The following is a 22,063-nucleotide window of genomic DNA, read 5'->3' as shown; positions in this document are numbered from 1 at the left end:
GCAGCTTACCTTTTGGGCTTCTTATTTTTGCCGCTGTGTCGGCTACGTCTGCCATCTTTGGCTTTCTGGGTGCTTTTAATTTTTTCCATTTTTTCTTTGTCTTTATCGCGTTTAGCTTGCTGTTTCAATATTTCGAGTGCTTCAGGCATATTTGAGGCTTTTTTTTCTGCGATTAGTTGGTTGGCTTCTTCTAGAATACCCGTATCAGTTACATTACCTTCGGCGGTCATAGTGTTTAATTTTTGGTTTATTATAAGGGAGTTAATTTTTGGTTTATTATAAGGGAGTATTAAAAATATTAGGGACTGTTCATATTCTTATAGTATAAATCAGACATCCCAACCGTGTCAATAGTTGGGTAGGGCTTTATTGAACTGGTCTGCAATTAGTTTGATTTATTGGTTTTCCCCGCCCCTCTGGGGTTATGGACATTGGTGCAAGATATGAGTTATCACAAATTCATCCTTTGTGCAGATGCAAGTTATACGCGAAAATATAGAAACTCAGATTAGCGTTACCCTTTTTTGAGCGATGGCAAACCGAGTTTTGATTGTCGGGGGCAGAGGACGAATTGGCAGCAGTGTTGCCCAAGACCTTGTTACCCATACCGACGCGGAAATTACTGTTACCGGACGCAACTCTGAAGCCTCTATTGGGCCGGGATTGCCGCCGGATCGGGTGCAGTACCAAACTTTTGATTTAGCGGACAGTGCAGCCCTGCAAAAAGCAGTTTCAGAGTCTAATCTTGTCGTTCACTGTGCGGGGCCTTTTCACTACCGAGACGCCGGCGTGCTGAAAACTTGCATCGAAGCAGGTGTTAATTATACTGATGTCAGTGACAGCCGCAGTTTTACTCGCAAGGCTTTAGAATTGCGCGAAGCCGCTAAAAATGCTGGGATTACTGCTATTATTAACACGGGCATTTTCCCCGGTGTGTCTAACAGCATGGTGCGCCGAGATGTGGAACAATTAGATGAAGCAGAACACATCCATTTGAGTTATGTAGTCGGAGGTTCGGGCGGTGCTGGCGTTACCGTCATGAGAACCACTTTTTTAGGTTTGCAAACACCTTTTGAGGTTTGGGCCGATCGCAAGTGGCAGCAAGTAAATCCCTACAGTGATCGCGAAACAATTGAATTTCCCGCACCCTATGGCAAAACAGGGGTTTACTGGTTCGATATGCCGGAGGCAATCACTTTGCCCGAAACATTCGCCGTCAAATCAGTTGTGACTAAATTCGGTACGTCTCCCGACCTTTACAATCACCTTACCTGGTTTGTTGCCAAGTATTGGCCTGCTAGCTGGCTCAAAAATAACTCCGTGATTGAATTTCTCTCCTATGTCAGTTATGGGATGACCAGTGTTACTAATAGTTTTAGTGGGGTTGGTGTGGCAGTGCGATCGCAAGTGACAGGTCTCAAAAACGGTCAACCGGCTAAAGTTTGCTCGACAGCAGTACACCCAAATGCTGCCACCGCTACCGGCATTGGTACTGGCAGCATCGCTCAATTAATGTTAGAAGGTAAACTGGAAAAACCGGGCATTTGGTCGGTAGAACAAGCTCTTTCTACTGAGCTATTTGAACGAGCTATGCAGAACAGAAACCTAGACATAGAGCAGGTTGTTTTGTAGTTACTTAGGTTATTTATAGGACTTTAAAATGTTGGGTAATGGAATTTTTGCCCGAACTGCGAAGACGCGAAAGACGCGCCGAAAGAGAAGAGTCAGGGGCTTCCTAATTGATGGGAAAACCCCTAGATAGGGTTCCTCGCAGGCATTGCGATCGCCCCTCATAGGACATGAGTTCCGCTTGTCTAACTAATCTATCTTTTGGTAGAAGTAATTGTAACAAGCAGGCGCTTAAGATATTGGACATCATCGGAAACATCCCTTTTCGGTCGCTCTAGATGCGGTAGCTGCGACAAAGATTGCGCTTGAGCCAAGGTTTTCAATGTGCGATCGCAGTGAAGGGGCGACAAACACCATAATTTTTGCGGAAAAATACGAGGAGAATTTGATATGAAGCGGGTTTTAAAAGCTTTCGGACAAACATTGAGCCAAAGCATTTTGCTGGTCTGTACGCTTGCTTTCATTGGTCTGCTAAGTCTAGCGGTAGTACCCAGTCAGGCTGCTTACGCAGGTCAAGACAGAACTCAGGCGCCGCCAGAAGCTAAAATTACTGACCCCGCAGAAAGTTTCGAGGATCTCAATCCCCAAGCAGCTTACGAAGAAATAGTCAAAACCTCTCAAAATCCTGCAAAGGTCGAGAAAGCTTACGACGAAAGCTTAAAGGAGTACAAGGGAGAGCACCCGCAAGAAGGAATAGTTCAAAAAGCTGAAGAGTTGATCGAAAAGGTCACGGGCAACTAATAAATCAACAGATTTCTATCTAACTCAAGTGGCTGGTAAAGACAGAGCTTCCGTGAGTAGACAATTGAGTCGGTATTAGGACTCATTTGAACATAATTATCTAGGGTGCGCCTCGGCGCACCTTATCGCTTTAGAGTAGCGTGTAAAACTACTTTTTGAACCCACAACTATTTTATCATATCCTTTCTTTTAAAGCTAGCAGCTTCATCCTGAAGGCAGATGAATAGATATGAATTTAAAAGGTAAATTTAATAATAGTTACACTTAGATAAAAGGAAAAAAATATCATGAGCGATGACAAAAAAACGGTACATGAACCTGATGCTAACCTCGACCCGCTTTCGGGTGAAACAGGGGCTCATCCAGTGGGAACGGGTATAGGTGCGGCGAGTGCCGGTGCTGCGGGTGCTGCGATCGGCGGTGCGATCGGCGGGCCTGTAGGAGCAGTTGTAGGCGCTGTTGTGGGTTCGTTTAGTGGCGGTTTGGTGGGCAAAGGTGTGGCAGAGGCGATCGACCCCACGGTAGAAGATGCTTACTGGCAAAGCAACTACAGTTCCCGTCCTTACGTGGACACTAGCGCGACTTACGAAGACTATCAGCCTGCATACCGCACCGGTTATGAGGGATACAGCCGCTATGGCGCTACTGGTAAGAAATACCACGAGATTGAACCGGATTTGCAGCGCGACTACGAAACAAATCGCGGTAAATCTAATGTGACTTGGGACAAAGCGAAGCACGCCACGCGCGACGCTTGGGATCGGGTGGAACGCGCTGTTCCTGGCGACATTGACAAAGACGGCCGCTAAGGCGATCGCAAGTATTTCTCAGTCTTGGACGCACACAAACTCAAGCGTTCCGGTTATTTTTAGCCGGGTACCGGAATGGAGGGAAGTGTTTGATAAAAAAAACCCGGCTGCTGCGTCTTGGACTGTTGTTGATAGGTGGCACAGTTTTTAACGCGACTTTAGCGAAGTTTTTGGGGATTTTCAGGCCCTCTCTACATTGGAGAGGGTATTTTTATGCTCCCTTGAAATGGCATTTTTCATCAGGATTTTTATTTCACAGGACTGTTCGCTGTGAGAACTCGCTAGAGACGTAGAGGCTTTGCTGTGCGCGACGTTCGCACTCCTAATAAAGGCTTTTTACAAAATCGGGATGCTTCGGTTGGAGATGGGCATTTTTTTTTGACCAAAAGGAGGGGATTCAAGCCCCGTCCTTTTAGGACGGCTTTTCTTGGTTTTGAATATATGTTTTAAGAATTTCTAGCGGCGCTCCTCCTACAGAAACCGAGAAGTAACTAGGACTCCATAAAGCCTCCTTGTGAGGCTTTTTGTATCCTGCCTGTCCGTATCGCCGACTAGAAACTCCTTTCAGTGCGTTCACTATTTGAGAGATTGAAAGCTTAGGAGGATATTCAATAAGTGCGTGAACGTGATTCCCTTCACCATTAAATTCAAGGATCTGGAAGTCCATCTTTTCGGCTACTTCGCGAAACGACTTTTCAATTACACCCAAACTTTCGGCAGTAAATACCCACCGTCGGTATTTAGTCACACAAACCAAGTGAATCTTAAGATCTGTAACACTATGTCGTTCTTTTCGGAAATAGGTTGCCATTTACTCGAAACCAATATATAATTTCATGGTACAGACCAATACTACCATAGCCAGTGAAAGCAAGATATCAGTACATATTTTACCCAACAGACCAACAGCAGCAAAGTTTAGCTCAGTTGTTTGGATGTGTTCGGGTTGTCTGGAATGATGCTCTTGCGCTTTGCAGACCGTCGAAAACAAAGCCTAAATCGGCCCAACTCCAGAAATTAGTCATAACTCAAGCTAAACTAACCGAGGAACGTAAATGGTTATCTGAAGTTTCAAACATTCCTTTACAGCAGTCAGTTGCCGATTTAGATACTGCTTTTAAGAATTTTTTCGCCTCCAGTAAGGGAAAGCGAAAAGGTCGCAAAGTCGGATATCCTAAATTCAAGAAAAGAACAAACAGTCAATCAGCACGTTTTAGAATTGGAGGATTTTCTTTTAAAGGCGAGGGAGTCTATCTTGCTAAAATTGGAATAGTCAAACCTATATGGTGTAGGCAATTACCGTCTGAACCTAGCTCTGTTACAGTAATCAAAGACTGTGCTAATCGCTATTTTTTGAGCTTGGTCGTAGAGATAGAGCCAATTCAGACTAAAGCGGAGAATTCAAGTATCGGAATTGATTTAGGGATTAAAACCTTTGCAGTAATGAGCCAGGGCGAAAAAGCCCAAAGCCCTAGCTACAAAGAGTTAGACCGCAAAATCCGCAAATTGCAACGTAAATTAGCCCGCCAGCCCAAGGATTCCAAAAGAAGAGAAATAACTAGACTTAAAATAGCCAAGCTTCACAATCGAATTGCTGACACGCGCAAAGATTTCTTGCACAAGTTATCAACCAAAATAGTAAACGAAAACCAAGTGATCGTTTTGGAAGATTTGAATGTGTCGGGAATGGTTAAAAATCGGAAATTATCAAGAGCGATTAGTCAGCAGGGATGGGGGGAGTTTAGGAGCCTCTGTGAAGCCAAGTCTGAAAAATTTGGCAGAGAGTTCAGAGTGATAAGTAAATGGGAACCTACTAGCCAAGTCTGTTCAAACTGTGGTTTTAAGTGGGTAAAATTAGATTTAAAAACTCGGTCTATTCAATGCTTGGATTGTCAAACAATACACGACCGAGACGAAAACGCAGCAAAAAACATAAATAAAGTCGGGATGGGGTATCGCCACGACTCTAAATGGGCGCCGAGACAGGGTAAGACTACTTCGGTAGCGCCAGTCGATGAAGCGTCAAGAATCACCGCTCATGAAAGGACGGTGAGTATATCAATATTAGCCTTAAAATTAAACTAATTCAGGACTGAGGCATCGATCGCATATTTCTGTCATTGTTCGCGATGCGCTTTCTTCAATCGCAGCCGCAGCGTAAAGCGTCGGTTGCTTCAAGTCCGATAATTGTTAAAAATCTAAATCCTCTCATTCAAAATTGGTATTACTTGTGGATGAAATGTTGGAAAGAGCTTGGACACTCAAGCAAAATTTAATTGACTTTGTTCTAGATGCTGAGGGAGAGTTGGCGGTAGCTTTGGAAGCTTTTGCAGCAGCTCGATCAACCGGCGAGCGCTACGATATTGCTCAGCAAAATCAAGTGATTGACAGTTTTACCATCGAAGGTAAAGTCGGAGAGAAAACGCCGATCGACCTATTTGTCGAAAGTCAGCCGGATTTAACCGAGAGCGATCGCAGCTTGCTGGAAAGTTGGGAGCACAGAAGCTTCACTGGCTTATTTGAAATCACTCAACTTTCCCCCGACAGGTTTGAACTGATGAACTGGCTGACGGCTAAGCACTACGTTGTCAAGCCCAACAGTCCTAATTTTCTTGCAGAAATGTCTCGCTTTAAGTTAGGAGAAATCTTGCTGGCTCGGATTTCTCCCCTTACCGATGACTGGTGGATACTTTCGAGCTCTCCCATCCTGAAGGGGAAATTGGGTAAGCCGAAGTTGGCGGTGGCGATCGGCAATTTCAAGCAAAATCACAAAAAGAACCTGTACAGCGATGCCCCGGAATTGTTAGAGCAAGCTTGGCAGTCAGTAGAAAAGTACCACCAAGATTTTACCGAATTTTTTGGCAGTGAGGAAGTAACGCTATCGGGATATCACCTGAATAAACAGTTGGCTGAATTTCAGGAATTTATCACTAAAAAACGCCTAGCTGATATGGGCGTTGATGGAAGTAAATCTCTGGCGGATATCGTTGAAGATGCCGGAGTCGATCGAGAAGAAGTCAAAGCAGCCGCCATCGCCGCAGCAGGTGCCGATGCTAACGCAGTTGAGGTAATGCTCGACAGCAATGCTAGTTCAAAAATGGTAATGCCGAAAGTCGAATTGCCCGATCGCTTCAAGAAAGCCGAACAGGTGACAGCATTTTCTCATCCTCGCTGGGGACAAACCTTTTTGTCTACTTACGCTCAATTTACTGCACTGCTAGCAGCCGAAGACTTTTCAACCGTTCCCGGTTACGAAAAGCTGGTGCGTAACTATCTAGAAGATCCTGCAATTAATGTCTGGATTTGGCAACGGTTAGCTAAAGTTAATCCAGCGAAATTAGAACAAATTTTGCAAACTGTATTGCAGCGGACTAATTTTCAGATCGATCGCGATTTAGATTCCTTGCTGCAAGAGTTTAAAAAACCCTTAGAACCCGAACTCCCGGAAATTGCAAGCGTTCCCGTGCACCTGCACAACTTATTTCAGGAAGCTTTAGGCGAAGTTAATAAGTCAAAGTCTAAACCGCAGGAGAAAAAGAAAAGCTCTAAAGGCTTTAAATCCTAAGCAACCGAGTTCGTGGCATACTCACAGCTAACTGTGAGTTTATTGCCCGGTAATATAACTCAAATAGCTTTGCAGTCAGGACTTTAGTTTTTTTTCACCGCGATCGAAAGAACTGAAGTCCCCACTACAAACACTTTTTTTTAATCTTCAACTCGTCGGACAGCCATGCGTTGCAGCGGCAGGCTGAGTATGCTAGAAGCAGTCAACAAGTAAGAAAGAACCGTAGTCAGCTTCAAACTGAGCAATAACCAGCTATCCTCTGGTAGGTGAAGTTTTAGCCCGAAAAAAGAGATGCAGTACACTATCCAGTAAGTAAAGCTCATCTTGATTAGGATTTCTTCGCTCAAAGTGCGATCGTCCGTTGGCTGCGAGTTGCGATTATCACCCAGCAGGACTAGACCCGCAATAGAAGCCACAAAAGAAACCATAACGAGATAGTCATGCCAGTTAAGCTCAACCATTTCTAAACTCCGCTTGTATCCGAATTTTTGGAATCAGACATCAGTCTAAAGGATAAGTTTTCCCGGTCAAAGCAATAGTTACAAATTGAAACAGCCGCAGTTACAAATCGCAATGAAAATCAACCGCAACCACCAGCCACAGGCTCGTTTAGTCAGTCGCCAAGGACAATTCCCCTTAAATATTGTCAAGTTGGGAGTACCTCGCCTGCATTTTGCCGACCTCTACCACAGGCTGCTAACTCTTTCTTGGCCGCGATTTTTCATGCTGATTTGTCTCTCCTATACAGTCACGAATTCTTTATTTGCCTTAGCTTACTTGGCGGGAGGAGATTGCATTGCTAACGCGCGGCCGGGTTCTTTCCCAGATGCCTTTTATTTCAGCGTGCAAACAATGGCGACAATCGGCTACGGCTCTATGTATCCGCGCACGGATTACGCTAATACTATAGTCGCGATCCAAGCGCTTTTTGGTTTGTGGGGAGTCGCGATGGTGACGGGACTGGCTTTTTCGAGATTTTCCAGACCAACAGCTAGAGTTATCTTCAGTCGCGTAGCTGTGATCGCTCCTTTCAACGGCGTTCCAACTCTGATGTACCGCACGGCAAATCAGCGTTTCAACCAAATTTTAGAAGCGCAGCAGCGAGCTACTTTGATCCGCAACGAGGTAACAGCGGAAGGAGAATTTATGCGGCGTTTTTACGATTTGCAATTAGTGCGAAGTCACTCTCCGGTTTTTGCCTTAACTTGGACGGTTATGCACGCAATTGAGGAGAGCAGTCCTTTGTACCAACTTACTGCCCAAGACTTGATAGAACAGCAAGCGGAAATTGTAATTACTTTAACAGGAATTGACGAAACAGTTTCGCAAACTATTCACGCGCGACATTCTTTTGTAGCATCTGAAATTATGTGGAATATGCGATTTGTAGATATTCTTTTGAAATCGGCGACGGGAGGGCGGGTGGTTGATTATACTCGGTTTCACGATGTGAAGCCTGTGGAATGAAAGTTGTGAGTATAATAGTGCTAGAATACCTCTAGGACGACACAACTTGATATTTATGACTTCAGTTACTACGAAGATGACACTCAAAGAATTGCAACCGCAACTCTTGGCTTTGACTCCCGAAGAGAAGGCTCAAGCTATACAATTCCTAGCCCAAAGTTTAAGCAACTTTTGGCCGGGAATTCAAAAAACTCCCGGTGTCATGGGCGGAGAAGCCTGTATCCGAAAAACTCGGATTCCTGTTTGGCTGTTGGTAAGTTATCGCCATCAAAGTGCCACCGATGCTCATATTTTAGAAGGTCATCCCGATCTGAGTGCCGCAGATTTGGTGAATGCTTTTAGTTATGCTGAGGCATATCCTGATGAGATTGAAAGAGCAATTAGAGAACAGGAAGAGGCATAAACTGTGGCGCGTCTTTATGCAGATGAACAATACCCGTTTCCTGTTGTAAAATTACTGCGTAATTTGGGCCATGATGTCCTGACAGTTCAAGAAGCGGGGAAGGCTAACCAACAGATTCCGGATGAAGAAGTTCTAGATTTTGCTATTAGCAATAATCGTGCAGTATTGACATTAAATAGACCTGATTTTATTCGACTGCATAGGTTTAACTCTGACCATACGGGCATAATTGTCTGCACAAACGACCAAAACTGGGAACGGCTGGCTGTACGCATTAATGAAGCTATTTCTAATCTAGAAACACTGAGAAGTCTACTGATTCGAGTTAATCGGCCGTCGGAGTGAGTATAACAGCCGCAGAATGAATCAATTCATATAGCAGCTATCGCACAAAGTATTAAAATAAACAAAATACTCCTCGTACTATGCGAATAATTCATACTGCTGACTGGCATTTAGGGCGACGTTTTCGAGGAATCGATCGCACTTTTGAAATTGCGATCGCCCTCGAACAGATTTTGAAGCAAGCAAAAGCCTTGGATGTCGATGCTGTGCTCGTTGCCGGCGACATTTTCGACGTGCCCAACCCTCCCGCTTACGCCGAACGCATTGCTTATAACTTTTTCTGCGAACTCCAAGCGGCAGGAATTCCCGCAATTGCGATCGCCGGTAATCACGATTCGGCATCCCGCATCGACAGCATCGCGCAATTGCTTTCCCTCGCCGGTGTTCGCGCTTTAGGCAAACCCAGGCTTTCCGCCGACGGCGGCACAATTACTCTTAATACAAAAAGCGGTAAACTTTGTGTGGGAGCGATGCCTTTTGCTTCCGAACAAAGACTGTTAGATGCTAATTCTCTCTGGCAGTCGGGCGATGCCGATCGCCGAAAAGATTACCGCGAAATAGTAGCATATTTACTCGAAGATTTAACCAGGGATTTTAGAGACAATACTGTCAATATTCTCATGGGACACATGAGCATTGACGGCGCTCGATTGGCAAAATCCGAAGTCGCTTATTACACGCGAGAAAAATACCTGCTTTCATCGCAAACTCTGCCGCCGGAAGCTCAGTATGTCGCCCTCGGACACATCCACATTCACCAGCGGATTTCTGAGACTTCTCCCGCTTATTATTCGGGTTCTTTGATTCAGCTAGATTTTGGAGAAGCGGAACAGGAAAAAGGATTTTGCTTGATAGAAGTTGAGCCGGGAAGTCAGGCAAAGGTGGAATTTAAGCCTGTGGCTTGCCACAAGCCGTTAAAAGTGCTTAAATGTCATAACGACAATCTCGATGAAACTTTACAAGCTCATCAGTATCATCCGGGTTTCTTGAAAGTAATTGTCGAACTGGACAGTCCGCAAATCGGACTTGCCGATCGAGTCCGCCAAATTTGTTCTCAAGCGCTGTTAATTGAACCGCGCTATCCAGATGCAGCGCTAGAAGCAGCAGAAATAACTAATATCGATCCCAATAATTTCGATCCTGCAGCAGAGTTTTGCCACTATTATCAAAACCGCTTGGGAACGACACCGAAACCGGCAGTATTGGAGGAATTTCAAAACTTGTACAAGAAGTTTAAGGAAACAGTTAACAATTAAATGGGTAAAAAGATACAATCCAAAATCCACAATTTCAAAGAGTTTTAAGACTGAATCCCACGCTCAAGGTCGCTTGTAGTCGAGTCTAGATCCCCCTAAATCCCCCTTAAAAAGGGGGACTTTGATAATACTCTTGTCCCCCCCTTGTTAAGGGGGGTTAGGGGGGATCGGGAAGACTATAGAAGGAAGACAGTAGACCTGAATATAACAATCTAAAACCCCAAACCCAAAATCTAAAATCAGTATGCGTCCACTCGAACTTATTCTCGAAGGATTTACCAGCTTCCACCGCGAACAGCGTTTAGATTTTTCTCAACTCGATTTGTTTGCAATTACTGGTGCTACAGGTGCGGGCAAATCTTCACTGTTAGATGCCATGACTTACGCTCTTTTTGGCACTACTACTCGCAGCGGCAAACAAGTAAGTGATTTGGCAAGTCAAGGTAGCGAAAATTTAAAAGTGCAGTTGCGTTTTGCTGTGGGTTCGGCGCAGTATAGGGTGACGCGAAGGTGGCGTTTCCGTCCGAAATCTCCCGAAAATAAGGTGATTTTGGACAAGTGGCAAAATGGTCAATGGGAAACTTTGGGGACGAGTATCGTTGCTGTTCAAAATACCATTGAACAGATTTTAGGAATGGATTTTGATACTTTTACGCGAGCAATTGTTCTGCCTCAAGGCAAGTTTGATGAGTTTATTAAAGGGGATACATCAAAACGCCGGGAAATTTTGCGGCAGCTAGCAGGATTTGAGATTTTTGAGCAGATGCGGAAGGAAACAAATGAACTCGCAAAGTTGCTGAAACAGGAACGGGAAATGGTGGAAAGGCAGCTAGCGGATTTAAGTGCGCCGACGGCTGATGAGGTGGCTCAAAGACGATCGCAACTTTTGATTTTAGAGCAGCAGTTGCCTGAGCTCGATCGCGCTGTGATGAAAGCTCAGAAGGATCTAGATGAAGAGGAACAGCTATTTTCGCAAATCGCTCGCTGGCAAGAGTTACAACAAGAACTGACCCAATTAAATGCTAATTCTGCTGAGGTTGCAATTTTAGCACAGCGTTTAGACAGAGCGCAAGCTGCCAATCATTTACAGGGAGATTGGGCTTTAGTGCGATCGGCTCGCAGTCAGTATGAAACTGCCGCAAGTGCCTCGGTGGCAGCGCGAAAGCAGTTAATTAAAGCTCGCTCTGAGCTGGCAGTAGAGCAGCAGCAACTTGACGCGGCAAAAGCGAAAGAAGAGGTGCTAGCCCCACAAATTAAGGCTCGCGAAGATGCTCTAGCTGCTGCTAAAGTATATGAAGAACAGCGCGCTCAATTAGAAAAAGAAGTTGCGCTTGCCCAAAAAATTCAACAGGAAAAACTCCGCTTTTTTATGGCAGCAGATAAAGACCTGCAAGCTGCTAACACTAAAATTCAAGGCGCGGGTTTTCGAGTTACTCAAGCAGCGGCACAGCTCGCACAGTATTCGCCGGGAGGAAAGCGTTTGGAGCAATTGCAGCAAATTTCATCCTTATTGATGGAAGTTCAGCTAATTAGCAAGCAGCAAAATACTCAGCAAGAACAGTTGGATAAATCTCTGGCCCAGAAGGAAAAAGCTCAACAAAATTATGTGGAGGCTACCACTAATTTAGAAGCAGTTGAACTCAGGCTAAAAGAGTGCACCCGCAAGTTAGAAGCGGCCCAAACCGCTAATGCGGAAGTGGCACGTTTAGAGAGTGTTGCTGCTGTCAGAATGTCGCTGAATCCTGGCGATACTTGCCCGGTGTGCGGGGGGGTGCATCCTGAGAGCGATCTCCTGCCTCCTTTGCCGAATTCTAATATGGTCGATGTCGCTGGTTTGCGGCAGAAATTGGCGACAGCAAATCAGGTTTTTCAAGATGCTCAAAGGTTGGCTGCTGAGAGAAAAAGTGCAGTTTCAGCCTGCCTGCAAAAAGAGTCAGAAATTGCTCAAATGCTCGAATTAACTGCGAATAGGATTGCCGAATTGCAGGAGCAAATCACTCAAGCTCTGGAGACTCCTCATTGGGAAAGCTTGGGGTTGCAGCAGGAGTTAGCAATCCTTAAAGAGAGCGATCGCCAATACCGCCAAACCGAACAGCAGTTCCAACTGGCATCATTGGAATATGATAATTTTCAGGAAAGATTTAATGTTGCGGTGGCGACTCAAGCAGCTAAACAGCAGGAATATCAAGATGCGATCGCCGAATCAGACCGCCGCCAGCAGCAGTTGCAAAGTTGTGTAAATGCGCTTTATCAAATTACCGAATATCAACCTTATGCTAATTTAGCAAAAGTCTTAGAACAAGACAAGCAAGACTTGGCAAATCTGCTGAAAGTTGCCGAAAAATCCTATCAAACTGCTCAAAATAAGGTTATTCAAGCAGCAGAGAGAGAGCAACAAGCGGGAGAAGCTTTTGGACAAGCCCAAGCCCAGAAACAGCAGTTAAACCTGGATTGGTCCGCAAAATTAACAGCGGTTGATTTCACAGAAGAGACATTTTTAGCAGCGGTTGCGACAGTTAAGGAACAATCAGAATGGGAAAATGCTATTCGTTCTCACCGCGAATCAAAAATTCAGTTAGAGACGCGGGCGAAAGATTTGAGCGAGGCGATCGCAGGCAGAACTACGGATGAGAATAATTTAGCACAAGTGCGATCGGCAAAACATACCGCCCAAGAAAACCTCAAACAAGCCAACAACAACCGCGCTGAACTTTTAGCGTGGATTCAAGTAGCAGCCCAAAATCTCGAACAAGCCGAAAGACTGTCACAGCAAATCACAAATTTCACAGAACAAGAGCAAACTTATCACACGTTAGCGCAGAATCTCAAATCCAACGAATTTCAATCCTACATTTTAGAACATTTAGAAGCAGAATTAGTTGGCAGCGCCACATTAATTTTGCAAGAATTAACCGAAAATCGCTACAAACTAAAAAACCAAGACGGCGAATACTGGGTAGCAGATAATTGGAACGGTGGCGAAGCTAGACGAGTCCGCACTCTTTCCGGTGGTGAAACCTTTGCCACTTCCTTATCAATGGCTTTAGCTTTGTCAGAAAAACTGTCTCAAGGAGCTCACTTGGGTAGCTTGTTTCTCGATGAAGGATTTGGTACTTTAGATACGGAAACTCTCGAAAGCGTTACTCAAATTTTAGAATCTTTGCGCCAGCGAGACAGGCTGATTGGAGTGATTACCCACGTTCGAGAATTGGGCGAAAGATTGCCTGCACAAGTTAAAGTGTTTAAGTCGCCGCAAGGTTCTAAAATAGAATTACATAGATCCTGAAGTGGAGAGGCGCGTGCGTGAAATAGTAAACTTGCTTAAGGACGTACATTATCACTAAACCTGCCCTACAATTACCTATAATATATGATGAAAAATCACGCGACTCGAATGCAATCGGTACAGTCGCCCATAATTCCAGTAGTTGGCGAACTGATTCACCAAAATCCGGGAACGATATCTTTAGGCCAAGGCGTAGTTTACTACAATCCGCCACAAGAATCATTTGAAAAAATCCCCGAATTCTTGGCAAATCCAGACAATCACAAATACAAAGCCGTCGAAGGAATTCCACAATTACAGGATGCAATCGCAGCCAAACTAAAAACAGATAACGACATAGAAATTAATAGCAAAAACTGCATTGTCGTTACCGCCGGCAGCAACATGGGATTTACCAACGCCATTCTCGCCATCACTTCGGCGGGGGACGAAGTTATTATCCAATCACCTTATTACTTTAACCACGAAATGGCGGCAATTATGGCAAATTGCCGACCAGTGATAGTAGAAACCGACGCCAAATATCAACTTAATATCGATGCTATAAAAAAAGCAATTACCGAGAAAACGCGAGCCATAGTTACCATTTCACCAAATAATCCCACTGGTGTTGTTTATTCGGTCGAAGCACTCCGGGAAGTTAACGAAATTTGTCGCCAGCACAACATATATCACATCAGCGATGAAGCATACGAATATTTTACTTATAACGGCGTAAAACACTGTTCGCCTGCCGCTTTTCCCAACAGCAGCGAACATACAATTTCTCTGTTCAGCCTCTCCAAAGCCTACGGTTTTGCGAGTTGGCGGATCGGGTATATGGTAATACCAGAACACTTGCTGGTTTCAGTGAGAAAGATTCAAGATACCATCTTAATTTGTCCGCCCGTAATTTCTCAGTATGCAGCCCTGGGAGCCTTGCAAGTTGGTAGAGGTTACTGCGATAATTATGTAAGGGCGATCGCATCTGTCCGGCAACTCGTATTAGACGAACTCAATACCATCCAAAACTTGTGTACAATTTCCCCAGCCGCTGGAGCTTTCTACTTTTTCTTGAAAGTTGATACTGAACTCGATACAATGGAATTAGTAGAACAATTAATTCGTGAATATCACGTAGCAGTGCTTCCCGGTACAACCTTCGGCATGGATAACGGCTGCTATTTGCGGGTTGCTTACGGTGCTTTGGAAAAAGCAACCGCCACCGCAGGTATTAGGAGATTAGTTAAAGGTTTGAAGACAATTTTAAACAAGTAAAATAGGAAATTTAAAAATGGTTGCTACGAACTTGAAAGCAAATACAAATATTCAAGATACCTCCGCTGCAAAACTGGCAGACTTGCGTGATTTGATGGCAGATTACGACTTAGATTGCTATTACATCCCAGCGGTTGACGAACATTTAAACTTATCAGTTCCAGCAGCGAAGCAGCGGCGAGCTTGGATGTGCGGTTTTACGGGTTCCGCCGGCGATTTGTTGGTGGGCAAAGATTCCGCTTGGTTGTTTGTGGATTCCCGCTATTACGAACAAGCCGAATTGCAAGTCGATACTGGAATTATTCAAATATCGAAACTCGGCTTAGAAGGAAATTTAACCTTAATTGAAACTTTAGAAAAACTGGCTGTAGAATCGACCGAAAAATCAAGGAAAATTCGCCTGGGTTTTGACCCATTTACCGTAGCGACAGAGCAATATCAAAATTGGGTGAAAAAATTTGCCACTGCGGAGATTGAGCTCATACCAATCCGGGAGAATTTGACAGACAAAGTGCGATCGCAAACTCCTTGGCAAACAGCAGAGACTTTACCCGCGATTGATGCAGAGCCTATATTTAGCTTACCTGCATCCCTGACCGGAGAAACCGCCGCTGAAAAATTAGCCAGAGTCAGGGAAGCCATGCAAAAAGCCAATATCGATGTGCTTCCGATTACCAACCTGAATCAAATAGCGTGGCTGTTCAATCTCCGAGGCTCGGATATTCCCCACATTCCCATTTTCATCTCCTATGCCATTGTCACCACAGATTCAGCGTTTTTGTTTACAAATCCCGAACGAATTTCGCTAGAAATCAAGCAAGAATTGCGGGCGGATGTAACTTTGCTTCCCTACGCCGACTATCCGCATACATTAGAAACTTGCGTAAATTTGCCACATAAAGTTCGGGTACTTTTAGACCAGAAACACAGCACAGCAGGCACGTACCAGTTAATATTAAACCATCAAGAAGCGCAGTTTTACAACATCGAAATAGTTTTTGAGACTCATCCGGTAGAAGGGATGAAAGCTCGCAAAAATCCCGTAGAAATTGAGCAGATGAAATCAGCCAATTTTAAAGCAAGTCGAGCTAAAACTTTGACTTTAAAGTGGTTGACAGAACAGCTAGAAAATGGTAATGTAGTGACAGAGTTTGATGTCAAAGAAACCATCGAAAGATTTTACCAGCAAGAAACAGATTTTCAGACTTTAACTTTTAGAACGATCGCAGGTGCGGGAGCCAATAGCTCGATCGTACATTACGGAACCCCCAGCCCAGAAGTCACCTTAAAACCCGGAGAATTGCTGCTGCTTGACTCAGGCGCGCAATATTTAGCAGGTACAACCGACGATACGAGAACAATAAGTATCGGAGAACCGACGGCGCTACAAATAGAACACTACACCACAGTTTTAATCGCGCACATCAACTGTGCAATGCAGCAATTCCCCAAAGGAACAACGGGAGCGCAATTAGATGCGATCGCCCGTGCGGTATTATGGCAAGAACAGCTAGACTACGGACATGGCACCGGGCACGGAGTCGGCGCGTTTTTAGCAGGCCACGAAGGGCCAAACGGCATCAGCAAATCGGTGCAGTATCCCCTGGAAGCCGGAATGGTAACTAGCATCGAACCGGGATATTACGAACCGGGATGGGGCGGAATTCGCATCGAAAATCTCTATGTTGTCAGGGAAATGCCCTCAAAAAACGGTTCGGTTTGGTACGGATTTGAATCGCTGACGTATATTCCGTTTGAGCGCAAATTGATAAATGTCGAGCGGCTGTCAAAGACTCAACTCGCATGGTTGAATAATTATCACGCTTCGGTAGTCGAGAAACTGGAACCCGTACTTGATGCAGCAACAATTGAATGGTTGAAAACAGCCTGCGCTGCGTTAGGTTAAGCCTTGTAATTTGTCGCACATTTAACTTGTGCACCTATTTTTCGGGACACTCTTGTGGGGTGGGCACGCGAGCCCGCCCCAAAGGTACAAAATAGCACATATCAGAGAGGGACACGGCACTGCCGTGTCCTTACTGTTACATAGTTAGACTTGTCAGGATAAAATCACCTACTGATAAATAGCTAAAACTCTTGCTATAGAATTTTAGGCTTTCAGACAATTAGGTGATATAAGTCACAGTATATGCAGAGGACTACTGTTAAATTCATAATCATAATTACCAAAAACAAGGGGGTTAAGTTTTATGGAAGTGGCTATATCTATGTTCTTAGCTGAAGAAATCACCGCTACTGATGAGAGATTAAACTATTTATCGCATGAAGAGCTAGGTCTAATTTGTCCTCATCGTGAGTGTAGGGAACTTGTCTTTCATAAGCCATGTATAGAGGGAAAAAGAGTTCCTCACTTCTCTCATTTCAAAGAGACAGGCAAGAACTGTAAGTTGGAAAGAAAGGGCAATACCCATCCCAGTGAACCCAGTAATGATTCACAGAGTAGAGAACAAAGCTTAGAAAAATTTCAGACTAACTTTAAAGACATCCTCGACCAAGCCATAATTAATAATCGTAATCAAACAATCTCAAGTATTAATGAGCTTAAAGATTGTAGGCTTCAAGGTCTAAGCTTAGTGGATAGGCATAAAATTGATATCAAGTCATGGTTACGTTGGTTCAAAAAGGAAAGAAAACTTATTGAAGAAATTGCCTTATCTTTAATAAAAAACCATAATGAATTATCAAAAGTACAGGGTCGAGTTTTAACATATATAGTTGATTACTTATGCGTTCCTGCTAGTGAATACATTTTAGAGGATATCCTTTACTATGTGTTTTATTTGTTAAATAAAAACGTCTCTGTTAATAACGATTCTCAGGAAGTTTGCTCTAAAGTTATTGAGTTAATACTTTATGTTTCTCGAAGCTTAACATTTGATGAGTTCCCAAGTGAAGCCATAGGGAAACATGAGATTTTAAATTTTGGTAAAACCCTAGGTGAAATAGGTACTAAGCTAGAAAAGGAACATCAACGTATAATAAATGAACCTCATTCGCGAGGTTTTGGGTTCCATAAGTTCGGATTATATCGTCCAGGGGTTTGGGAAAGCTGGGAATACATTCAGCTTGAGTACATCTCTGGCAAGCGCAAAAAGAATAAAAAAGGAAAAATAAGTTATGTGGAAGATAAGGGAAAATCTTCCCAAATTTTGAGTATATGTTGGGAAACAGATGGTAGCGAACAGCATCTCATCTTTAAGCATAATAGCGTGATAGTTGCAACTTTTTCTAAATTGAGCAATGGTTCACTTCAGTGGAAACCTTTATCGGGTTTTAATAAGTTGTCTAGACAGATTGCAATTCCCACCTGGTATACATACGACCCTATACTGAGTACGTCTCTAGAGCAATTTTTTTTACAATGGCTGGTGAGTCAAGGATTTGCCGAAAACCTAAGTCTTAACTGCCGTAAAATACGCTATCATTCTGCATTAGTAAAGCTACTACTACTGTATATGTCTTATGCAGCAGAACAGACAGAAATATCTACAGAAACCGAATTACTAGGAAGTGATATGCAAGTATCCCTAGACAAGGTAGCAGAAACCTATAAGAACCTAATATCCGGTCTGGTACAGGATACCCCCCATATGAAGCGAATCTACGAATTAGACGAAACATTTGCTCTACAAGCAGTCAAACCCACTGAATAGACCTCTCTAGTGATACTGGAAACAGCAGTAGAACCAACCACGTCACCTCCTACTCTAACAGTCGATGTAATGACAAAACTAAAGAGAAACAGTTAGGGTACGTGTGGTAAATACTCTAGCTCTTTCTTTACAGGTATCTGTAAAGGTAGCTACTAAACTATAAAACCTTAACTAAAAGTCATTAGTAGAAGTCAACAAAACACACAAACAATGGAGTCAACCATGCTAGACCTAAGCGTACTCGGACACACAACTTGGGCATATCGTTCAACCGAAAATATCCGTTACGAATACCGACTCGGTAAGGGTACAAAAAACAAAAAAGGTGAGATTGTCTACAAAGAGATCAAGGGTGAAAGTCCAAAGGAAATATCAGTTACTTGGACGGAGGATCAACTAGGTCAGCATCTCCTCTTAAAGGATAATACAGCAACGGTCGCAACCTTTAGCTTACTCAATGACAAAACAATTGTTTGGCAACCTCTAGAAGCTTATGAACGGGAACAAACGAGAATAATCGCAATACCCACTAATCCGAATAATGACCTAGTAATAGCAGAAACCCTTTTCTCTTTCTTTGAGCAATGGTTATACTCAAAACCGTTTGCACAGCGTTTAGATCAGTTGAGTAAGGAATTGGTCTATCCCCCTCGACTTGTCAAGCTGTTACTTTTGTTTATGGCGTACCAAGAGGAGCGGTCAGACAAAGGTCAAGACGCTGCTAAATTGTCGATGATGATGAATATATCACTTGATAGTGTTGTTCAAAAGTTTAAATTCTACATAGAGCAATTGACCGGGGATGTTGCATATATGCAGCGCTTATACAGCGTAGATGAGAAGTTTATCTTGTCTCCTGCTAAGCCCACAACACGAGCGATTGAATCTATACAGGTAACTCCTTCTACTCCTGATGTGTAAGTAGTCGATCCAACGCCACGCCCTACTAATGAACCCTTACCCTACTAATAGCCAACTAGCTCTAAATCCCTATCTAGCTTAGCTTTACTTCGCACTTTTTATACACTACTAAGATAAAACATTATATCAGAAAGCCGAGCTTTAAGAGCTTAGTTGGGCATGAAACGGGTATGGGGTTCTAGACCCACTTCATACCTAAAAATAAGACCAAGGCTCGAAGTATCATCGAGCCTTGGTCTTATCAGTAAAGCTGGTGACAGGATTTGAACCTGCGACAGGCTGATTACAAATCAGCTACTCTACCAACTGAGTTACACCAGCAGTGAAACTTAATATAGCAAACTTATAGTCATTAGCGCAACCCCCCCAGCCATTTTTTTTTTCAAATTCGCCCAAAACCCCTCCCCGTAAGGGCAAAACCGAAATTGTCAGCCCACTGCCAATTAACTAATCGCAGCGCCAAATCTTAATCGTCTGATCCGCACTGCCGCTGGCGAGCAAATTGCCCGAAGGTGCGATCGCCACCGAGTACACCGTACCCGAATGTCCCTTAAGACTGGTCAACAACTCCCCCGTCTGCAAATTCCAAATATTAATCGTATTATCATCGCACCCGCTAGCCAAAGTCAAACCGTCCCCACTGATAGCAACCGACTCGCCCCGACTCACATAATTTTGCAAAATATGCACCGCCTCATTCGTTCCTAAATTCGTTACACCCTTTCCCCTCGCAGAATTAGTATTTAAAATCCGCAACAAACTGCCCGTGTGCAAATTCCGCAGCTTAATCGTATAATCATTGCTCACGCTAGCAAGAATCTGACCGTCTGGCGCGATCGCCACAGAATTCACCCCAACATTCAACCCCGAAAGAGTCCGCAGCAACTTGCCACTTTCCACATCCCAAACCTTGCTCGTTGCATCCGAACTGCCACTCGCCAATATTTTACCGTCCGGGCTAAAAACCACCGAATTCACATTGTCAGAATGACCCTTCAAAGTCCGCAGCAACTCACCACTCCGCAAATTCCACAGCTTAATCGTATTATCAGCCCCGCCACAGCTAGCAATTACCTGGCGCTTCGGGTTAATCGCCACCGAATTCACCTCCATAGAATGTCCGGGAAAAGTACACAGCAAATCACCGTTGTGCAAATTCCAAAACTTAATTGTTTCGTCCGAACTGCCGCTGACCAACATTTTTCCGTCAGAGCTAATAGCAACCGAATTTACGCGATCGGAATGTCCCGTGAGAGTGCCAATTAATTCCGTTGTTTCTAAATTCCAAATCTTAATAGTTTTATCCCAACTACCACTAGCCATAATTTTACCGTCAGGGCTAATCGCCAGAGAATTCACAAACGATGAATGTCCCGGCAGCGTATATACACACCGCCATTTCTGATGTTTTAATTTGTGAGCTAATTCCTTCACCCGCTTAGCTGCCGCCTCAGCTTCCTCTCTGCGTTTGAGTTCAGCCTCCTCCAAACGCTGGCGTTCCGCCCTAGCTTTCGCCTCTCGCAGCGCCAGCCGCCGCATCTCTCCCTTATAGACTATTCGCTGCTGCTCCTGAATTTCTTTAAGAGTTTCAATATACGGTTGGGCCCAATCTTTAGAAAACCATTCCTGAGCAAATTCCGCCTCTAATTTAAATAACTGAGGTTCGTGAGTAAAATCGATATTTAAATAATACAAATCAGCTAAAAAAGCCGCCAATAACTTGTGAATAGTCACAATTATTTGCCGAATAATCCGCAGGCTCAGCTTTTTGTCTTTCCCCTGCGCCTCCAACTGGTGATAAACCTCTTCCCAATTCCAAGGCTGCATCGCCACTAGAGAAACGCTCTGATTGATGACTCCCCAAAAACCCACATGAAAATTAACTTCATAATCGCTGATATCGCTATATAGTATAGCTGTCGGTACGGGAGACAACACAGTCTGCAACCGCTCCACATCAATATCAGAAATGGATTTTTTGAAATAGTCTCCGTAAAACTGAACCGGACACAAATCTCCATGGGGGGGGTAGTGCTGGTTCAAAAAAGCTCTTAACTTAGCCGGCAGCTCGATATTCAGATTGTGGCGAAACGAATCAGGGCAATCTTGGCTAATTTTTGCGGGAGCAACTAACAGCAGCAATCGGTGCTGCTGCTGCTGCAAAATCTGTTCAGTTTCCTGCCTGCTCAAATTAGAAAACCAGTTGTCCCTGTCCCAAATAGTTTGAATTTCGCTCAGCTTAACTCGAATTGCTTCTGATTGAAACTCCCGCATTAAGTCCCGGCAAAGCCTGCTAATTGCCCGCTTATCTCTTACTTCTTGTGCCTTAATTCGATTAGCCCGTTCTTCCTTTACCCTTTCTTCTGCGCCGGCGAGGGCGATTAATTCTTGTTCTCTGGCCTGCTGCCGCTGCAAATATCTCATTTGTGCTTTAATCCAGCGGGGGTCTTTTTTGATTTGCTGGTTTAAAGTTGAAGAACCAGAGGGCTCAATTTCTGCATAGCGTTCGTTAACAGCGCTTGCTCCCAATCTTTCTCCCAATTCAGAGGCTACAGGCTTCAACAGTTCAATTAGGGTGTCTGAGACTCGGCGGGGTAAGGACATACCAGTTAAAACTTTTTCTTAGTTAAGGGCGATCGCGCGAGTCAGGCATATCTCGCTGGGGGGGGACTCTTGGCAGGGCTATTACATTTGGGCGATCGGCCGATGG

At 44.1% G+C, this 22,063-nt stretch carries 18 protein-coding genes and 1 tRNA gene; 14 read left to right on the top strand and 5 right to left on the bottom strand.

The annotated features are described in order from the left end of the window. Positions 1–5: 5 nt before the first annotated feature. A complete protein-coding gene (locus NDI35_RS05675; RefSeq protein WP_445311855.1) occupies positions 6–230 on the bottom strand; it encodes a polymorphic toxin type 34 domain-containing protein in 225 nt (74 codons plus the stop codon). 301 nt (positions 231–531) lie between these two features. On the opposite strand from NDI35_RS05675, the gene NDI35_RS05670 reads away from it, so the two are divergent. The 3 genes from NDI35_RS05670 (at position 532) to NDI35_RS05660 (ending at position 3,179) form a co-directional block, all read left to right on the top strand. Beyond that, positions 532–1,632, top strand: a complete 1,101-nt coding sequence (locus NDI35_RS05670) for a saccharopine dehydrogenase family protein (RefSeq protein WP_445311854.1) — start codon at positions 532–534, stop codon at positions 1,630–1,632. Between the two features lie 387 nt (positions 1,633–2,019). Next, positions 2,020–2,370, top strand: coding sequence for a hypothetical protein (locus NDI35_RS05665; RefSeq protein WP_445311853.1), 351 nt, complete (start codon positions 2,020–2,022; stop codon positions 2,368–2,370). Between the two features lie 287 nt (positions 2,371–2,657). Next, entirely contained in the window at positions 2,658–3,179 is a 522-nt protein-coding gene (locus tag NDI35_RS05660; RefSeq protein WP_445311852.1) for a hypothetical protein, read from the top strand. A gap of 412 nt (positions 3,180–3,591) precedes the next feature. Here NDI35_RS05660 and tnpA read toward each other — a convergent pair whose 3' ends face one another. Beyond that, positions 3,592–3,990 carry an IS200/IS605 family transposase gene (gene tnpA / locus NDI35_RS05655; protein WP_445311851.1) on the bottom strand — a complete coding sequence of 133 codons (399 nt, stop codon included), beginning with the start codon at positions 3,988–3,990 and terminating at the stop codon, positions 3,592–3,594. A 53-nt stretch (positions 3,991–4,043) separates the two neighbouring features. On the opposite strand from tnpA, the gene NDI35_RS05650 reads away from it, so the two are divergent. Both NDI35_RS05650 and NDI35_RS05645 read left to right on the top strand, forming a co-directional pair. After that, positions 4,044–5,264 carry an RNA-guided endonuclease InsQ/TnpB family protein gene (locus NDI35_RS05650; RefSeq protein WP_445311850.1) on the top strand — a complete coding sequence of 407 codons (1,221 nt, stop codon included), beginning with the start codon at positions 4,044–4,046 and terminating at the stop codon, positions 5,262–5,264. 145 nt (positions 5,265–5,409) lie between these two features. Continuing rightward, a complete protein-coding gene (locus NDI35_RS05645) occupies positions 5,410–6,744 on the top strand; it encodes a hypothetical protein (RefSeq protein ID WP_445311849.1) in 1,335 nt (444 codons plus the stop codon). A gap of 140 nt (positions 6,745–6,884) precedes the next feature. Here NDI35_RS05645 and NDI35_RS05640 read toward each other — a convergent pair whose 3' ends face one another. Continuing rightward, positions 6,885–7,205 carry a hypothetical protein gene (locus NDI35_RS05640; RefSeq protein ID WP_333039230.1) on the bottom strand — a complete coding sequence of 107 codons (321 nt, stop codon included), beginning with the start codon at positions 7,203–7,205 and terminating at the stop codon, positions 6,885–6,887. Positions 7,206–7,317: 112 nt separating this feature from the next. On the opposite strand from NDI35_RS05640, the gene NDI35_RS05635 reads away from it, so the two are divergent. The 9 genes from NDI35_RS05635 (at position 7,318) to NDI35_RS05595 (ending at position 19,353) form a co-directional block, all read left to right on the top strand. Beyond that, positions 7,318–8,211, top strand: a complete 894-nt coding sequence (locus NDI35_RS05635; RefSeq protein ID WP_445311848.1) for an ion channel — start codon at positions 7,318–7,320, stop codon at positions 8,209–8,211. Positions 8,212–8,287: 76 nt separating this feature from the next. Continuing rightward, entirely contained in the window at positions 8,288–8,614 is a 327-nt protein-coding gene (locus NDI35_RS05630) for a DUF433 domain-containing protein (RefSeq protein WP_445311893.1), read from the top strand. 3 nt (positions 8,615–8,617) lie between these two features. Beyond that, on the top strand, positions 8,618–8,959 hold the full coding sequence (locus tag NDI35_RS05625) for a DUF5615 family PIN-like protein (protein WP_445311847.1): 342 nt from the start codon (positions 8,618–8,620) through the stop codon (positions 8,957–8,959). Positions 8,960–9,039: 80 nt separating this feature from the next. Beyond that, complete coding sequence (locus NDI35_RS05620) at positions 9,040–10,215, top strand: metallophosphoesterase family protein (RefSeq protein WP_445311846.1); 1,176 nt, start codon at positions 9,040–9,042, stop codon at positions 10,213–10,215. Between the two features lie 244 nt (positions 10,216–10,459). Beyond that, entirely contained in the window at positions 10,460–13,501 is a 3,042-nt protein-coding gene (locus tag NDI35_RS05615) for an AAA family ATPase (protein WP_445311845.1), read from the top strand. Positions 13,502–13,588: 87 nt separating this feature from the next. Beyond that, positions 13,589–14,758 carry a pyridoxal phosphate-dependent aminotransferase gene (locus NDI35_RS05610; RefSeq protein WP_445311892.1) on the top strand — a complete coding sequence of 390 codons (1,170 nt, stop codon included), beginning with the start codon at positions 13,589–13,591 and terminating at the stop codon, positions 14,756–14,758. 16 nt (positions 14,759–14,774) lie between these two features. Beyond that, the gene (locus tag NDI35_RS05605; RefSeq protein ID WP_445311844.1) at positions 14,775–16,664 is read left to right on the top strand and encodes an aminopeptidase P family protein; all 1,890 of its coding nucleotides are present in this window, start codon (positions 14,775–14,777) and stop codon (positions 16,662–16,664) included. Between the two features lie 304 nt (positions 16,665–16,968). After that, positions 16,969–18,432, top strand: coding sequence for a hypothetical protein (locus tag NDI35_RS05600; RefSeq protein ID WP_445311843.1), 1,464 nt, complete (start codon positions 16,969–16,971; stop codon positions 18,430–18,432). A gap of 210 nt (positions 18,433–18,642) precedes the next feature. After that, positions 18,643–19,353, top strand: coding sequence for a hypothetical protein (locus NDI35_RS05595; RefSeq protein ID WP_445311842.1), 711 nt, complete (start codon positions 18,643–18,645; stop codon positions 19,351–19,353). A gap of 248 nt (positions 19,354–19,601) precedes the next feature. Here the strand turns inward: NDI35_RS05595 and NDI35_RS05590 are convergent. Both NDI35_RS05590 and NDI35_RS05585 read right to left on the bottom strand, forming a co-directional pair. After that, a tRNA-Thr gene (locus NDI35_RS05590) sits at positions 19,602–19,674 on the bottom strand. Positions 19,675–19,800: 126 nt separating this feature from the next. After that, positions 19,801–21,957, bottom strand: coding sequence for a WD40 domain-containing protein (locus tag NDI35_RS05585; RefSeq protein WP_445311841.1), 2,157 nt, complete (start codon positions 21,955–21,957; stop codon positions 19,801–19,803). Between the last annotated feature and the right edge of the window lie 106 nt (positions 21,958–22,063).

This window comes from Microcoleus vaginatus FACHB-2002 (assembly GCF_040004035.1).
Lineage (GTDB): Bacteria > Cyanobacteriota > Cyanobacteriia > Cyanobacteriales > Microcoleaceae > Microcoleus > Microcoleus vaginatus_C.
Note: the sequence above shows the minus strand (reverse complement) of the source record. Positions and strands in the feature narration are given on the sequence as shown.

Coding starts and splice junctions, on each gene's coding strand:
- NDI35_RS05675 (WP_445311855.1), bottom strand. CDS start 230: ATGACCGCCGAAGGTAATGTAACTGATACGGGTATTCTAGAAGAAGCC.
- NDI35_RS05670 (WP_445311854.1), top strand. CDS start 532: ATGGCAAACCGAGTTTTGATTGTCGGGGGCAGAGGACGAATTGGCAGC.
- NDI35_RS05665 (WP_445311853.1), top strand. CDS start 2,020: ATGAAGCGGGTTTTAAAAGCTTTCGGACAAACATTGAGCCAAAGCATT.
- NDI35_RS05660 (WP_445311852.1), top strand. CDS start 2,658: ATGAGCGATGACAAAAAAACGGTACATGAACCTGATGCTAACCTCGAC.
- tnpA (WP_445311851.1), bottom strand. CDS start 3,990: ATGGCAACCTATTTCCGAAAAGAACGACATAGTGTTACAGATCTTAAG.
- NDI35_RS05640 (WP_333039230.1), bottom strand. CDS start 7,205: ATGGTTGAGCTTAACTGGCATGACTATCTCGTTATGGTTTCTTTTGTG.
- NDI35_RS05635 (WP_445311848.1), top strand. CDS start 7,318: ATGAAAATCAACCGCAACCACCAGCCACAGGCTCGTTTAGTCAGTCGC.
- NDI35_RS05630 (WP_445311893.1), top strand. CDS start 8,288: ATGACACTCAAAGAATTGCAACCGCAACTCTTGGCTTTGACTCCCGAA.
- NDI35_RS05620 (WP_445311846.1), top strand. CDS start 9,040: ATGCGAATAATTCATACTGCTGACTGGCATTTAGGGCGACGTTTTCGA.
- NDI35_RS05615 (WP_445311845.1), top strand. CDS start 10,460: ATGCGTCCACTCGAACTTATTCTCGAAGGATTTACCAGCTTCCACCGC.
- NDI35_RS05610 (WP_445311892.1), top strand. CDS start 13,589: ATGAAAAATCACGCGACTCGAATGCAATCGGTACAGTCGCCCATAATT.
- NDI35_RS05605 (WP_445311844.1), top strand. CDS start 14,775: ATGGTTGCTACGAACTTGAAAGCAAATACAAATATTCAAGATACCTCC.
- NDI35_RS05600 (WP_445311843.1), top strand. CDS start 16,969: ATGGAAGTGGCTATATCTATGTTCTTAGCTGAAGAAATCACCGCTACT.
- NDI35_RS05595 (WP_445311842.1), top strand. CDS start 18,643: ATGGAGTCAACCATGCTAGACCTAAGCGTACTCGGACACACAACTTGG.
- NDI35_RS05585 (WP_445311841.1), bottom strand. CDS start 21,957: ATGTCCTTACCCCGCCGAGTCTCAGACACCCTAATTGAACTGTTGAAG.